The sequence below is a fragment of the Marinimicrobium locisalis genome (genome assembly GCF_039822625.1).
GTDB classification, from domain to species: Bacteria; Pseudomonadota; Gammaproteobacteria; order Pseudomonadales; family Cellvibrionaceae; genus Marinimicrobium; species Marinimicrobium locisalis.
Genome location: NZ_JBDLLG010000021.1, coordinates 69,221 through 84,426, shown reverse-complemented (window position 1 = coordinate 84,426; position 15,206 = coordinate 69,221). Strand labels below are relative to the sequence as shown.

11 protein-coding genes and 1 pseudogene are annotated in these 15,206 nt (G+C 55.4%); 1 reads left to right on the top strand and 11 read right to left on the bottom strand.

Going from position 1 to position 15,206, the window contains the following annotated elements; all coding sequences use genetic code 11:
* Positions 1-10 precede the first annotated feature (10 nt).
* The 11 genes and pseudogenes from AAE514_RS13985 to cysM form a co-directional block, all read right to left on the bottom strand.
* On the bottom strand, positions 11-1,444 hold the full coding sequence (locus tag AAE514_RS13985) for an aldehyde dehydrogenase family protein (protein ID WP_347332171.1): 1,434 nt from the start codon (positions 1,442-1,444) through the stop codon (positions 11-13).
* Between the two features lie 44 nt (positions 1,445-1,488).
* Positions 1,489-2,412: an alpha/beta hydrolase family protein gene (locus AAE514_RS13980; RefSeq protein ID WP_347332170.1), complete on the bottom strand. Its 924-nt coding sequence runs from the start codon at positions 2,410-2,412 to the stop codon at positions 1,489-1,491.
* 21 nt (positions 2,413-2,433) lie between these two features.
* Positions 2,434-3,495, bottom strand: coding sequence for an asparagine synthetase A (locus AAE514_RS13975; protein WP_347332169.1), 1,062 nt, complete (start codon positions 3,493-3,495; stop codon positions 2,434-2,436).
* A 422-nt stretch (positions 3,496-3,917) separates the two neighbouring features.
* Positions 3,918-4,153, bottom strand: a pseudogene (locus tag AAE514_RS13970) (ATP-binding protein); the annotation flags it as partial.
* Positions 4,154-4,292: 139 nt separating this feature from the next.
* Positions 4,293-4,574: a type I-F CRISPR-associated endonuclease Cas1f gene (gene cas1f, locus AAE514_RS13965; RefSeq protein WP_347332191.1), complete on the bottom strand. Its 282-nt coding sequence runs from the start codon at positions 4,572-4,574 to the stop codon at positions 4,293-4,295.
* A gap of 266 nt (positions 4,575-4,840) precedes the next feature.
* Positions 4,841-5,269: a BrxR family helix-turn-helix transcriptional regulator gene (locus AAE514_RS13960; RefSeq protein ID WP_347332168.1), complete on the bottom strand. Its 429-nt coding sequence runs from the start codon at positions 5,267-5,269 to the stop codon at positions 4,841-4,843.
* Between the two features lie 71 nt (positions 5,270-5,340).
* Positions 5,341-6,576: an HD-GYP domain-containing protein gene (locus AAE514_RS13955; RefSeq protein WP_347332190.1), complete on the bottom strand. Its 1,236-nt coding sequence runs from the start codon at positions 6,574-6,576 to the stop codon at positions 5,341-5,343.
* A gap of 165 nt (positions 6,577-6,741) precedes the next feature.
* Positions 6,742-7,551, bottom strand: coding sequence for a nucleoside triphosphate pyrophosphohydrolase (gene mazG / locus AAE514_RS13950; protein ID WP_347332167.1), 810 nt, complete (start codon positions 7,549-7,551; stop codon positions 6,742-6,744).
* Between the two features lie 5 nt (positions 7,552-7,556).
* Positions 7,557-9,800 (bottom strand): GTP diphosphokinase, encoded by a 2,244-nt coding sequence (relA, locus tag AAE514_RS13945; RefSeq protein ID WP_347332166.1) that lies wholly within the window; start codon positions 9,798-9,800, stop codon positions 7,557-7,559.
* A gap of 55 nt (positions 9,801-9,855) precedes the next feature.
* Positions 9,856-11,163 carry a 23S rRNA (uracil(1939)-C(5))-methyltransferase RlmD gene (gene rlmD / locus AAE514_RS13940; protein WP_347332165.1) on the bottom strand — a complete coding sequence of 436 codons (1,308 nt, stop codon included), beginning with the start codon at positions 11,161-11,163 and terminating at the stop codon, positions 9,856-9,858.
* Positions 11,164-11,252: 89 nt separating this feature from the next.
* Positions 11,253-12,152 carry a cysteine synthase CysM gene (gene cysM / locus AAE514_RS13935; RefSeq protein WP_347332164.1) on the bottom strand — a complete coding sequence of 300 codons (900 nt, stop codon included), beginning with the start codon at positions 12,150-12,152 and terminating at the stop codon, positions 11,253-11,255.
* 168 nt (positions 12,153-12,320) lie between these two features.
* Here cysM and AAE514_RS13930 point away from each other — a divergent pair, with 168 nt between their 5' ends.
* Positions 12,321-15,125, top strand: a complete 2,805-nt coding sequence (locus AAE514_RS13930; RefSeq protein ID WP_347332163.1) for a response regulator — start codon at positions 12,321-12,323, stop codon at positions 15,123-15,125.
* Positions 15,126-15,206: the final 81 nt, after the last annotated feature.

Sequence of the window (15,206 nt, the reverse complement as noted above, 5' to 3'; positions counted from 1 at the left end):
AGGCACCCTATTAACAGTCCGATAACATGTCAAACAGAAAGTTTTCCATGTCTTCCGTTTTGTAATCACCATATTTATGGATGTAATCAAGACCTTCATCCATGTTGGCTAACGAGACAAAGTCCTTTAAGGGGTGTTTACCATCATGGGTCCAACCTTGGCGAGGGTGAGATGTCATACCCGTTTCACAAATTCTTACTGCGCCACGCGAACAAAATTCGTCAGCAACCTGGTCACGTAGAGATATGGGGAATACAGAAACTGTCTGAGTTTCATTATCTATGTGTTTATGTACTTCTTTCCATGTTTCTACAGAGTGTAGATACATCGTACGACTCAGTGGGTGGTCCATGACATGATCGGCTGGACACCTGATAATTGTCCATACCTTTTCGTTGTTTTGATGCACATCGTAACCGAGATAATTTGCTTCCATACATATGCTGGACAAAGCTGCGTGCGTATCGTAGTCGATCTCGCCTTTGGGTAACTTCTGCTGCTGTTGGTCCATATATCGGTATAAGTGTGGTATTAGCTTATCGACGTCTCCCTTTACAAATAGACGCTGAGGATTAAAACAGGCTTCTTGATCGTAGAGTGTAAACTCATGAGCTAAACGTCGCGCAGCATCCTGTGGGTCACATTGATCTAAATCGACGATGGAGAAGCTTCTTCGTGGGCCAAATTCGAGAAGCGGTATACCACTCGGTACAATACTTTTAATTTTATCCAGCGATTCCTTTCTACCCCAAGCACAGATAAGGTCTGAAGAAGATATCAAATTCTGAAGAAGGTCACTTTCTTTTGGGATGTATACTGCACTAATAGCTCGGCTAAGCGGGTGGTCTTCACCGTTTTCGGCGATCAAAGCTTGGCAGAAGAACAAGCTAGTAATAATATCGCGTCTCGGTAACTTAACCACAGTGTGGTTTTTCGTTAGCACTGAGCGCACGATACTATAACAGGATGCTAGGGGTATATTGCCAACCAATATGTGCATAACCCTGCCGATAGGAAAGGCGCGAACTTTTGCAACCTGATTTCGCACCCATTCATCAACAATGTGATGACTTCCTAGCTCAGAATCCAATAAATCATACATATTGCTTCGATACTGCAAATGGTCACCCATTATAAAGAAATCGCGACCAATCATTTCTTTACTGAAACCTGTTACCAGGCTACCGTATTCAACTGATTTTTTGCGTATTTCGTAGTTTTTATCGAGCATTCTTCGCGCAGCGCTTGCCAGATATAGCGTTACTTCGCTCAGCGGAATATCATGTAACGACTGCCTATTTTTTGTGATTGTTTCGAAGTCTTCTTCTGTGAAAACTGGAATCTCGACTTTTACTCCATTATCGTACTCAATAGTCTCGCAGGCACCATCGTAGATAACTTTTCCGCAGACTATCTTAGGTATTTTTATTGCTTCTTTACTCACAATTATGCATCCAATAATACTCGATATAGCTCATGATAATCGAGTCAACAAATCATTTTTGAAATGTATTTAGCCTCTACTGAGGCGCTCCTGACGATATCGACGACTCTAGGGAAGAAAGGTGTGACCTCGTATTCCTGACAAAACTCTTGCAAAATAAGTTTTACTATCTTTTCGCAGATTCTCTTGGCAGCGACCGCGTTGCCACCGAAATCATGTGGCAAATCCGGGATGACGATATTTTGAGACCCTTTTAAACTAAGCTGTTTTGCCTGCTCAACTAAGTCCGGTCTGACCCATTTATCGTTACCAGCGAAAATCATATGAGTCGGTATCTGTAAACTTTTAATGTCTTCCAGAACTGAACTCGCGTTGCAGAAATCATTATTCACTAGATCTGCTACAAACTCTTGTCCATAAATATCGAGGCCTAGGACTTCTGTCATCATCGTATGTGATGGGTCAAACAACTCTCCCCGCCTGTACATTTCACAACGCTCACTTAAAAAGAGCTCGTCTTTGGCCGCCTTTTCAACAGTATCGACGATGTCAATCACCCCAACCGTAGTGACTACGGATTGTATTTTTGGAACCTTGTTAGCAACTCGCCATGCTACCGGAGAGCTTAAACTCATGGTTAAAATACACAGAGGTACGTTGAGGGAATCTTCTATATGTTCTATGACGGTCATCAAGTCCTGTTGAACGACAGAAAGTTTGTACTTTTCTACGTTCCCTGTACTCCGGCCCACGCTAAAGCGTGGATCAAAGCGAGTTACATCAAAACCATTCTGCACAAGGTATTGCGTTAGGAATACAGAGTTATGCGCATTTCTTCCGTAAGGAGGCACGATAATAACGTGCCCATATGTCTTTACTAGCTTTGATGGAGAGTGTAAAAGAAATATTTTCTCCCCACTTTCTTTTTCAAGGAACTCACCGTGAATATTTTCTGCCTTCGTAGTCATGACTAAATTTCTCTTTATGTATTAAGGCAAGATATTTATCCCATGCTTACGAGGCAAAATCTGGGTATCACGGATATCGTCATGTTTTAACATCCATAGAATAAAACGCTCGATACCCATACCAAATCCTGCTGTTCGCATTGGCGCGATATCACGCATCTCAATATACCACTCGTACTCCGATCGACTAACCTGACGTTGCTCAAGGTTTTTAAGTACTTCGGCTTTACCAACGTTACGCTCTCCAGCCCCGACCGTTTCGCCAATGCCCATTAACAAATCTGCAGTAAGAGAAAATTCTGTTCCGGGCTCGTTGGCTTGATAGAACGGAACGGCTAGTTGTGGCATGTGCGTCAGCCAAACTGGGCTGCCAAATTCTTTCAACAAGCAACGCTCACCGGCATTAGTAATATCCAGAAAATTGTCCGGATGCTTATAAACAAATTCTGGCTCATTATTCAATAATTTAACGGCGTCGTCGTGACGGATTCGTGGTATATCATTACCTAAACGTACAAGCTGTTCTATGTGCGATGCATCATCAACAGTTGTTGCGAGAAAGTCACTACACTTCTCCGTTACGCCTTTAGCTAAGAAAGAGACATACTCGTTAACCAGTGCAATGACATCATCGAGACCACCCGCTATTTCAGCTTCTGAGTGGTAGAATTGATTTAAATGCCGCTCATCTTGCTCCTCTCCCCGAAAAGAAGGCATTATGTAATACGCACCTGCGTCTTCAAATCTTAAAGAGTATTCCAGCAAAAACTGCATTGAGTCGGCCAGGTAAGTTTGTATACCACCAAGCTCAATATTAACGGGCAGGGAGTCCGAACCTAGCCCCATTGGGCTTGATATAGAACCTGTCGTTACAGGAAGTAAGGCCGGGGAAATGTTTTTACTTAAATAAAACTCCGCAGTTACCGAGCTAACACTTGAAGTTAGAGCATGAATCCCTTTATACCACGGGTCGCGCAAGGCACTTTTAAAATGATTTAAAGGATCTCTCCATGAACCGGAGGGTTTTACCTTTGATGAGGTTTTAGATTTCAACCTGGCTTCTTCACCAAACAATATATCCATAATTTTTCCTTAATATTATTAAAAAATAATTTCCAGATACTAAAAACTTTTAAAGGATTAAGATCCGAGCAGCTAATCAGCTAATCAAAAAATCGCGAGTAGATTATCACCACTCCCGATGGTTTTCAAGAGAGGTGCCACACCGTGCGTAAGTTTTAGGTCGCCTGTACGGGCATCCCATTTTTCTCTTCGCCTGGTTCAACATGGCGAAACCTTTGGACTGCAGTTGCTTCAGAGCCTGACCACCTCTCCGATGTATTTTTCCTAGCCGCCTCAAGCACACGCGTGGGCTCGGTTAATATTGTGGCGCCTCTCCCTGCATGACGCTCCGCAGGAGTGAGGGCGTTGATTGTTGTGCCACCCACGACCTAGTTTGTCGCATCTCACCGGTTTAGATTGTCCAGCTTTTAATGATTTTAGCGTCACTTGATGGCAGCCGTTTCCTCCTCTAAATTGGGGTTTTCGGTATCCGCTTTGGCAGAGCTGGCCGCGATCAGTCCGGCTTTACGCTTGTTCTTCAGGCAGTGCAGTAACTTTCCCCTTTGATATTCAGGGTCGTCGAGTGGTGCAACAGTCGGTCCAGTATCGCCGTAGCAATTACCTGACCCCTGAACACCTCACCCTAGTCGGTAAAGTTCTTATTGAAGTTCAGGATGATCCTGAAATGTTTCATTGTCGTCCTCATTTCGGGTGAGGCGACAACTATCCTGACCTAAAGGGGCCGCCCCCATCGACGGTAAAACTTGCCTCACGCAACACCCTTTTTTCCACTCCTGCTTTAAGCGGGCCAGCCGGGCCTACTGCAAAGCTTTCGCAGCCGTAAAGTGCAAGTCATCATCGAACCAGAATTTGACCCAGGCTTTTAAATACTCGGTGTGTCGGCACTCACTCTGGGGAGAAAACCAAACCACATCAACGTCTAATTCGTTGGCTGTAAATAACGGTGTTGTACCACCACCGCCACAAAAGCCAACCAAAACCCCGGCTTTGGCCAACTCTCGCATTGCGGCTTGAGTGATTGATGTGCCTGTACCCAACAGAATGATGGTGGTGTTGGCTATGGGAATATTCCAGTACAGAGACTATTTTCTTTGATCGGTGACATACTCCACCCGACCACCGTTGACCAACACCCGGCAATACTGAAGGTAATAAATATTGGCCCTTTTGGAGTGTAAAATGGTTTTTAGATCAGATGGCGATATGTCTTCCAAAAAAGACCTCAACTCTAATTATGCTTCAGGGCGCACAACGTTAACCGTTACGATCAGCAAGACAAATACTGCGCAAAAACACAGGTAAACTCTTTTTGTCTTATCCTTTCTGCCCCGCTCCGTTTCATACTTCAAACAACCCCCCTTATGTCAGCTTGGTTGACAAGTACCAATCGCTGAGCCTCTGGAATGCCATCCAGTACTTCAGTATTTACCTGCATTTCATTGAGTGGGTATTGCACTTGGCAAGCGCGAGTGATGACTTGAAGTTTGGCGTTTTGCAAGGGAAAGCCGGCACCCAACCAATTGAGATACTGAGCAACGTCAGCGCTGGTGAGAATTGGCTGAAAATCGATGCCCGCGAGACAGGACTTGGCTGAGGCACAATACCAGAGATTATCGGGCGCCAGCTCCCGATAGCGTTTTAGGTCGGCACTGACATACTGACGAGAAATTCCGAAGTGATGGGTGAGCAAAATCGTATTGACCCTGCCTTCCCAGTAAGCGACCAGTTCTAATAGGGTCACGCGCTCTGCCTGCGCGTCCTTGTGTGTCGACATACTTGTCTGCCCGTTATTGGTGTTTTAACCGACCGTGCCATCTTGCGCGCCAATTGTCAAATCAAGATGGCTCACAGCCCCGCTGCCCGAAACACCACCCCCTTCTCCCGATACTCCGCCACGCGAATCCCATAGGTGCCATCTTTCAGGGCGCGTTTGATCAAGAACTCCTTCTCCAGGTGGCCTTTTTCCACATCGGCCAAGTTGACGACTTTTTCCTGCGCCAAGGGCTCTTCGCCTTTCTTGACCAGAATGACTTTGGGCAGGTGGCGGTATTGCTGGCTGACTTCCAGGACGATGCCTACCATTTCATTGCGAAGCTGAACGATGGTGCCCGGCGGGTAGAGACCCACGCTTTTGATGAATTCCAGGGCCAATTTTTCGTCAAAGTGCGTGCCCCGGGATTGGTAGATGTTCTTCAGGGCCTGGGTGGTGGGAACGGCCGGGGCGTAGCAGCGCTCTGCAGTCATTGCGTCGTAGGCGTCCACCAGGGCGATGATTCGGGAGTAGCGGGATATTTTCTCTTGCGGCAGTTTTCGCGGGTAGCCCATGCCGTCCATGCGCTCGTGGTGGGTGTAGGCCACGTCCACCACCGCATCGAAAATGCCGGGGGTGGAGAGCAGCAGGTTCCGGCCGTGGACGGTATGGGCACGGATCATGTTGAATTCTTTGGGGGTCAGGGCGCCGGGCTTGTTTAGTATGGGCAGGGGTACGCGCATTTTGCCTACATCGTGCAGCAGGCCGCACAGGCCTAGTTTTTCCAGTTCATTTTCCGACATGCCGAGGTAGCGACCAAAGGCGATGGCGAGAATGCAGACGTTTAAACAGTGCTCGGCAGTGTATTCATCTTCGTTGCGAATTTTGGTCATCCACAACAGGGCGTCGGGGTTGCGCAGGATGCTGTCGACACAACTTCTGACGGTGGCCTTGGCCTGTTCGGTATCGATGGTGCCGCCCAGGCGGATGTCGTCCACCAGGGTTTTGGTCAGTTGGCGGGCGCGGCGAAAGGCTTTGAGGGCATGACCGTGCTCTTCGCGGGCGGAGACTTTGTTGATGTAGGTTTTTTTGGGTCGCAGCGCTGGGTTGAGCGTGGCGTGCGGCTCCGCGGGTACCCACCGGGACTGCACGGCGTCAATCCAGACGTGCTCGGCGTATTGGGCCACGGTGTCGACGTCTTCCGGGCGTTCGATCAAAAACCCCTGGACCAGAAAGGGGGTTTCCAGCCAGTCCCGGTCCAATTTTGATACGAACATACCGACTCGCAGGTCGGAAACGTGGATTTTGGTCGAGCTTGTGCTCGTGTCCACGAATCCCGGCGGGACTTGGTGCCTCTTCACGCCTGCACCTCCTTAGGGGGCCAATACCTTTCATTGTAGACATTAGGAGAAGGTTACAAGAGAAGTGGCGTCAAATCACCTATTATTTATTTATAAACAAGGACTCAAACTTCAAAGAAAGCCCTATGGCGTCTTTTACTCCTGTTGCTTGGCCTGACCCCAGAGCCGATCCAGCTGCGTAAGCGAGGCGCTACCGAGCTGGTCGCCGGCCTGGCGCTCCACGTAGCGGAAGCGTCGTTCGAATTTGCGATTGGCCCCACGTAGCGCGGCTTCCGGGTCGACTTTCAGGTGGCGGGCGATATTGGCGGCGGCGAATAGCAAATCCCCCAGCTCTTCCTGCTGAGCGGAGTGGTCGCCCTGCTCTATTGCCGCTTCCAGCTCCGCCAGTTCTTCCCGCACCTTGGCGATGGGGCCGGAAACCTCGGGCCAGTCAAAGCCCACACCGGAGGCGCGCTTTTGCAGCTTGGCGGCGCGGCTGAGTGCGGGGAGGGTTACGGGGACGTCATCCAGTACGCCTTTCACACCCTTTTCCGCCCGTTCCTGCTGTTTGATGGCCTCCCAGCGGGCCTTTACTTCATCCTGGTTACCCTCGTCCTGGCTCGCGTCCCGATCGCCGATGCGGCTTTCCAGGGTGCCGTCCGGGAAGACGTGGGGATGGCGGCGCACCAATTTGCTGACCAGCCCGTCCACGATGGTGGGAAAATCGAAGCGCGCTTCCTCTTTGCCCAACTGGCTGTAGAAAATCACTTGGAACAGCAAGTCGCCCAGCTCTTCCCGCAGGTGGTCGTAGTCTTCCCGCTCGATGGTGTCCACCACCTCATAGGCCTCTTCCAAGGTGGAGGGGGCAATGGTTTTGTAGGACTGTTTCAAATCCCACGGGCAGCCGGTGCCCGGCTCCCGCAGGCGGGCCATCAGGTATAACAGGTCATCAATGGTATAGGTCATGGCAGTCAGTGCTTGCGTCGGGCCGAGGCGATGTTGGGCAACTGGTTCAGGCGCGTGAGAATGCGACTGAGCTCGTCGATACTGCGAATTTCCGCCGTTACCAGCATGTCCACGGTGTTTTTGCGTTTGTCCGAAAGCGTCTGCATCGCGCTGATGTTGATGCGCTCGCCGTCCAGCAGTGTAGTGATGTCCCGCAGCAGGCCTTGGCGGTCATAGGCTTCGATAATCAGGTCCACCGAATAGGCGCTCTGGGGCGTTTCCCCCCAGGAGACTTTGATGATGCGCTGCGGCTCGTCCGCCTGCAGTTGCAATATGTTGCTGCAATCCTGCCGGTGAATCGATACCCCCTTGCCCAGGGTGATGTAGCCGGTGATGGCATCGCCGGGCACCGGGTTACAGCAACTGGCAATTTGGGTGAGCAGGTTACCCACCCCTTCGATGTACAAGTCCGAATCTTTTTTGTACTTGGTGGAGCGGGCCTTAAACGGAATGACCGGCTCTTCCGGGCGGTTCGCCTTGATGAGCCGCTGGGCGGCGCTCAACACCTGGCCCACGCCGATATCGCTGGCACCCACGGCCGCGTAAAGGTCGTCCAGGCTGTGCATGTTGAGTTTTTGCGCCAGCTCTTCGAAGTCGAGGTCGAGCAGGGCCAAGCGTTTGAATTCCCGGTCGAGCAGCGCCTGTCCTTCGGCGATGTTCTGGTCCCGCGCCTGAACCTTGAACCAGTGTTGCACCTTGGCCCGGGCCCGGGGCGTGTTGATGTAGCCCAGGGCGGGAGAGAGCCAGTCACGGCTGGGCGCTTCGCGCTTGCCGGTGAGAATCTCTACCTGGTCTGCGGTATTGAGGTGGTAGTTCAGCGGGACAATACGGTTGTTGACCTTGGCCCCACGGCAGCGATGGCCCACGTCGGTGTGAATGCGGTAGGCGAAGTCCAGGGGCGTGGCGGTTTTGGGCAAGTCCACCACGTGGCCTTCGGGGGTAAACACGTAGATGCGGTCCTGGTCCACCGCGCGCAGCCCCTCTTTCAGGGAGTGGCCGTCGCCGCCGAGCTCGTCGTGCCACTCCAGCACCTGCCGCAGCCAGGCGATTTTCTGCTCGTAGCTGTTTTCACTGGCGTCGGCGTCCGTCCCCTTGTAGCGCCAGTGGGCGCAGACGCCCAGCTCCGCCTCCTCGTGCATGGCGAAGGTTCGAATCTGGATTTCCAGCACTTTGTTTTCCGGGCCGATCACCGCCGTGTGTAAGGAGCGGTAGCCGTTCTCTTTGGGCGAGGCAATGTAGTCGTCAAACTCGTGGGGAATGTTCCGCCACAGGCTGTGCACAATACCGAGCACGGTGTAGCACTCGCGCACGCTCGGCACCAGAATGCGAACCGCGCGGATATCATATACTTGGGAGAAGCTGATGCCCTTGCGCTGCATCTTTCGCCAGATGCTGTAGATGTGTTTGGCTCGGCCACTGACATCGCCTTCGATGTTCGCCTCTTTTAGCTCGTTCCGCAACACCGTGAGCACGCAGTCGATGTACTTCTGGCGGGCCAGGCGGCGCTCGTCGAGCAGCTTGGCGATGCGCTTGTAGTCGGTTGGCTCCAGGTAGCGGAAGGCGAGGTCTTCCAGTTCCCATTTGATATGGCCAATTCCCAGGCGATGGGCCAGGGGCGCGTAGACATCCGCCACTTCCCGAGCCACCTGACGCCGGCGTTGGGGGCCGGCGACCTTAACGGCCCGGATGGCGCAAGTCCGTTCGGCCAACTTGATCAGCGCCACCCGAACATCGTCCACCATGGCGACCAACATTTTGCGAATGTTTTCGGCCTGCTCTTCGGATTCGCGGCCGAAGACGCGCTCCTCGCCATCGCCCCTCTGGTAACTGATGGCGGCCATGCGCCGGACGCCCTTGACCAGTTTGGCCACGGTTTCACCAAAGTGCTGCTGAACTTCACTGAGGGAGAGTTTGTTCTCGCGCACGGCGCGGTAGAGCACCGCCGCCACCAGGGTGTCCTGGTCCAGCTGCAAGTCGGCCAGCAGTTCGGCCATATCCAGGCCGATAATGAGGCAACTGCTGTACTCGCCCCAGCCGTAATCCTCATTCGCGGGCGCGGTATCGGCCCGGGCGCTGAGCTCACAGGCGTGCCTGAGTTGTTGCCGGCTTTCTTCGGAACGCTCGGGAGCGCCGGGCAGGCGCTCGATCCAGGCGTCGATATCAATGGTGCCGTCATCGGCTACCGGATGATCTTCTCGGACTTTTACCATTGGTCGTTTTAAACCTCGGGGAACCGCCGTTAGGGGCTCCCTATTCCAATTGGTATTAACGGCGCACAAACAGCGCCATGGATTCCACATGCTCGGTGTGCGGGAACATATCCAGCACGCCGAGAGATTGCAAGTCGTATCCGGCCGCGGCCAGCTCGCCGGCATCCCTGGCCAAGGTGGCCGGGTTGCAGGAGACGTAGACCAGCCGCCGGGGCCGCAGCTGGGCCAGGGGCGCCATTAACGCTCGGGCGCCCTCGCGCGGCGGGTCCAGCAGCACCGCATCCAGGGGGCCGCCGTCGGGCCAGAGGCGGGCATCCGGGCGGGCAAGGTTGGCGACGGCGAACTCGGCGCTCAGCCCGTGACGCCGCGCGTTTTCCCGGGCGCGGCCGACCATGCGATCACTGCCTTCCAGGCCCCGCACCCGAGCGCCGGACCGAGCCAAGGGTAGCGTAAAGTTACCCATGCCACAAAACAGGTCCAGAATTTGCTCACCAGGGGCCGGGGCGAGCCAGTCCAACGCCTGGCGAACCATCGCCCGGTTTACCCCAGCGTTCACCTGGGTAAAGTCCTGAGGATGGAACGCCAGCGCCAGGTCGAAATCCGGCAAACCATAGTGGAGCCGCGGGTCGCAGGGCTGGCCGGCCACATCCAGAAGGCCCGGGGCCTCGGTTTGCCGCCAGATTCGGTCGTCCAGGGTTTCCAGCCCCTTTAAACCTGCTTCGGCAGAGCCGAGCCGCTCCAGGTCGAGCGGGGTGAGGGGCTTGAGCTCCCGCAGCACCATGGCGGGCCCTTCATCGGCCAGCAGCAGCTCAATATGGCTGACCGCGCCTGCGCGCTCCAAGCCTTTGAGCCACTCCTTCAGGGGTGTGAGCAGGGCATTGAGGGCCGGGACCAGTACTTCGCAGGAGTCAATGGGCGTGAGCGCACGCTCGCGCTTTCGGCGAAAGCCGAGGGTGACGGTGCCGTCTTTTTCGGTCCAGACGCCCAGGCGCGCCCGTTGCCGGTAGCCCTCGGCGGAGGACTCAATCGCCGGGGCCAGCTGCTTCGGGCTCAATTTGCTCCCGCGCTGGAGCTGGTCCAGCAGCGCCTGCTCCTTGGCCGCCAGTTGGGAGCGCGGGTTGAGGTGCTGAAGTTGGCAGCCACCACAGGTGCCGTAATGCCGGCAGGGGGGCGGCTGACGCTCGGAAGAGGCATCCACCACGTCGATAACCTCCCCTTCGGCGAAGCGGCTTTGCTCGCCCACCAGGCGAACGGTTACCGTCTCGCCGGGCAAGGCCCCGGCGACGAATAGGGTTTTACCCTGCCAGCGGACGATGCCCCGCCCGTCGTGGCTGAGCCGCTCCACGGTCTGGGGGTCCGGCAATGCGCGCGCCTGAAAGCGGGCGCCCCCCGGTCGCGGTTTCGAGCGGCCTGAGTGAGAGCGGCGCTGGGAGTGCCGAGGGGAGCGACGACTCACGCGCGAAAAACGCCGGAAGAGAGGTAGCGGTCCCCGCGGTCACAGACAATGGCCACGATCACCGCATCGCTCACTTCCCGGCTCAACGCCAATGCCGCCGAGACCGAACCGCCAGAAGAAACCCCGGCAAAAATACCCTCTTCCCGGGCCAGCGCGCGCATGGCTTCCTCGGCGCGCTTTTGCGGCATGTTAACGATTCGGTCCACCCGGGAGGCGTCGTAAATTTTGGGCAGATAGGCTTCGGGCCAGCGCCGAATGCCTGGAATGCTGGCGCCCTCCTCCGGTTGCAGGCCAACGATTTCGATCTCCGGATTCTGTTCTTTGAAAAAGCGCGAGCAACCCATAATCGTGCCGGTGGTACCCATGGAGCTGATGAAATGGGTAATGCGCCCTTCGGTCTGGCGCCAAATTTCCGGCCCGGTAGTTTCATAATGCGCCGTGGGGTTGGACTGGTTGCCGAACTGGTCCAGTACCCGGCCCTTGCCGTCGGCCTGCATTTTCAGCGCCAAGTCCCGGGCCCCTTCCATGCCCTCTTCCTCGGTGACCAGAATTAGCTCCGCGCCGTAGGCGGCCATGGCGTCTTTGCGCTCCTGGGTACTACTGGCGGGCATGATCAGGATCATTTCATAGCCCTTGATCGCCGCGACCATGGCCAAAGCAATGCCGGTATTGCCGCTGGTGGCTTCGATCAGCGTGTCGCCGGGCTGGATCAGGCCCTGCGCCTCGGCCTGTTGAATCATCCACAGCGCGGGTCGGTCTTTCACCGAGCCGGCGGGGTTATTGCCCTCGAGCTTCACCAGAATTTCATTGGTGGTGTCGCCGGGGAGCCGCTGAAGCCGTACCAGCGGGGTGTTGCCAACATAAGACTCAATGGTGGGAAAACGTGAGGAGGCCATAGTCACACTGCCGTTACGATCGTTGGGGAGGAGGCGGCACGCACCGTCAAACACTTTGAGGTGCCTTTCCAGCCTCCGGAAAGGCCGCTATTCTACCGCCGAATATGCTATGGTGAAACCAGCCCGCGGCCAGGCCGCAGATGGAACGGATACGACAAAAACCACATCATGAGATTGACCGACCTGAAAGCCCAGATCTGGCGACTGGTACTATTTCCCGCCCTGGGGGTTACCCTCGTTCTCGCCGCCACCTTGACCTACTTGTACCTGAACCAGCTCAACAAGTTCGTCAGCCAGCGCGGCGCGGCCCTGAGCGAGAAGCTCGCACAGCTCAGCCATGAAACCTTGACGCGGGATGAGCCCCGCCTGCTGCGCTCCATTATCGGCGCCTCCCTCGAAGAGCCTTATATACGCGCGGTTGAGTTGCACTTACGGGAAAGCAATACCGTGATGAACAGTGGGCCGCGCATGCTGCCGCTGTCCAACCCCGAGCCCGTCGATCTTACTGAGCCCCAACAGCGCGAGACGTCCAAATCCATTCGTTTCGCTCACCCGATACCGCCCGAGACCGAAGGGGGAAGCTCGCCCGGCTGGATCGAGGTGGAATTGCTGGCCGCGCCCTTTCTGGTGCTGAGATATCAGACCGTTCTGATTACACTGATTCTGACGCTGGTCTGTCTCGCCCTATGCACCTGGTTCGCCACCCGACTTTACCGGCGCCTGACCACGCCCCTGGAGCAGATTCGAACCACCATTGAGGGCATGGCCCGCGGCCAGATGGACCGTCGGCTCCCCGAACTGGAAAGCAAGGAACTGAACGAGCTGGCCTGCGCGGTGAATGACACGGCCGAGTCCCTGGAGCAGGCCCATCGGGATATGCAGGTCTATATCGACCAGTCCACCGAGGACTTGCGCGAGACGCTGGAAACCATCGAAATTCAGAACATCGAGCTGAACATGGCCCGCAAAGAGGCCCTGGAAGCCAGCCGCATCAAGTCCGAATTTTTGGCCAACACCAGCCATGAAATTCGCACCCCGCTCAACGGCATTCTGGGCTTCACCAACCTGGCCCTGAAAACCAAGCTGGACGAGCAGCAGCGAGAGTACCTGCAAACCATTCGGGACTCCTCCCAGAACCTGCTGACCGTCATCAACGATATTCTGGACTTCTCGAAAATCGAATCCGGCAAGTTGACCCTTGAGTATGTGCCTCTGCCCCTGCGTCGGGTTGTCGAAGAGGCCGCCCACATTCTGGGCCCGGACGCTCACGAAAAGAACTTGCAGCTGATTACGCTGATTGACAACAACCTGCCCCTGCATCTGTTGGGGGACCCGTTGCGCTTCAAGCAGGTGCTTACCAACCTGGTCAGCAACGCCATCAAGTTCAGCCAGCAGGGCAACATTGTGGTGCACGCCGCACTGATCAACCGCCAGGAAACCCAGATCACCGTAAAAATCAGCGTCAGCGACAACGGCATCGGCCTGAGCGCCGAGCAGAAAGAGCGGCTGTTCAGCGCCTTCAACCAAGCGGATACCTCCAGCTCCCGCGAGTACGGCGGCACCGGCCTGGGGCTGGTGATCTGCAAAGGCCTGGTGGAGCGCATGGGCGGCGAGATCGGCGTGGAAAGCCAGCCGGAACAAGGGGCACGCTTCTGGTTTACTGCTCGCCTGGGCATCGACAAGAGTCAACCGGAAAGCCCCGCCGAGCGTTTCCTGCTGGGCGAGCGCGTTCTTATCTGCGGCGAGAACCAGCCCTCCTGCCACCAGCTACAGGAACTGCTACACCAATGGCAGGCGGACACGGAAACCATCAGCAAGATTCACGACATTTTCCCGCAGCTGCGCAAGGCCCAGCAAAGGGATCAGCGGTTCCGTCTTCTGTTGCTGGACATATCCCCCAGCGAACAAACCCTCCAGCCCGCGCTGCTGGAGAACCTTACCCAACAGGTGCGCAGTGAGTTCGATTGCGCCCTGGTGGCCTGCTGCACCCCCGCCCACCAGCGCCTGTTTCGCCAGGGCGTGGACAACTGCAGTACCACTTTCGTCAACAAGCCCATCACCTACGATACCTTGCTGGAAACCCTGGCCAGCCAGATGGACATTCCCCTTGCTCGGGCGGCCCAGGCCCAAGCGGCCTCCCGTGCGGCGGAAGAGCCACCGGCGGCCCGTATTCTGGTGGTGGATGACAACCCCGCAAACCTGCAGCTGGCCAGCGAGCTGCTTCGGGGGCTGAACACCGACGTCATTCAGGCCAACAACGGCCAGGAAGCCCTATCCCTATGCCGGGAGCAGGACTTCGACCTGATTTTCATGGACATTCAGATGCCCGGCATGGACGGCATCGAGACTACCAAACGGCTGCGCAGCGAGCACCCGGACCGGCGCACGCCAATCATCGCCCTAACCGCGCACACCATGACCGAGCAAAAGGCGGAGCTTCTCATTGCCGGTATGGATGACTGCGTGAGCAAGCCGGTCAGCGAAGCTCAGCTGGCCCATATCGTCAACCGCTGGGTCCACCTCAGCGGCCGCAAGGCGGTGGAGGGAAACTTCAGCTCAGCCAGCCCGACACAACCTCGAATGCCCGCCATAGAATTGGAAGACGCGGAACAGCCGGGGCCCGTGGATATTCCCCTAAGCCTGAAGCTGGCCAACAATAAGCCCGCGCTGGCCAGAGATATGCTCGAGATGCTGCTGAGCAACCTGGGCGTGGAACGGGACGAGATTAACGAGGCCTTCGAGCAAAAAGACTACCAAAGGCTGGAAGAGCTGGTTCACCGGCTCTATGGCAGTTGCTGCTACTGCGGGGTGCCCCGACTCAAGCGCATCAGCGGCCTGCTGGACAAAATTCTGCAGGCCCGTCAATACGACCAGGTGGCGAGCCCCATCACCGCGTTAAACAACGAAGTGGATGAAGTGCTCAAGTGGGGCTACGCTCGGGACATCAGCGCCCTATTCCGCGTCGACCCCTGATAACCTGATAACGAGCCAATTACCGTCAGGTGATTCTCACCGCGGCCTTTTGAATGTTATGATAATACTTTAATAAGTAGG

Coding starts and splice junctions, on each gene's coding strand:
- AAE514_RS13975 (WP_347332169.1), bottom strand. CDS start 3,495: ATGGATATATTGTTTGGTGAAGAAGCCAGGTTGAAATCTAAAACCTCA.
- AAE514_RS13960 (WP_347332168.1), bottom strand. CDS start 5,269: ATGTCGACACACAAGGACGCGCAGGCAGAGCGCGTGACCCTATTAGAA.
- AAE514_RS13980 (WP_347332170.1), bottom strand. CDS start 2,412: ATGACTACGAAGGCAGAAAATATTCACGGTGAGTTCCTTGAAAAAGAA.
- mazG (WP_347332167.1), bottom strand. CDS start 7,551: ATGACCTATACCATTGATGACCTGTTATACCTGATGGCCCGCCTGCGG.
- cysM (WP_347332164.1), bottom strand. CDS start 12,152: ATGGCCTCCTCACGTTTTCCCACCATTGAGTCTTATGTTGGCAACACC.
- relA (WP_347332166.1), bottom strand. CDS start 9,800: ATGGTAAAAGTCCGAGAAGATCATCCGGTAGCCGATGACGGCACCATT.
- AAE514_RS13930 (WP_347332163.1), top strand. CDS start 12,321: ATGAGATTGACCGACCTGAAAGCCCAGATCTGGCGACTGGTACTATTT.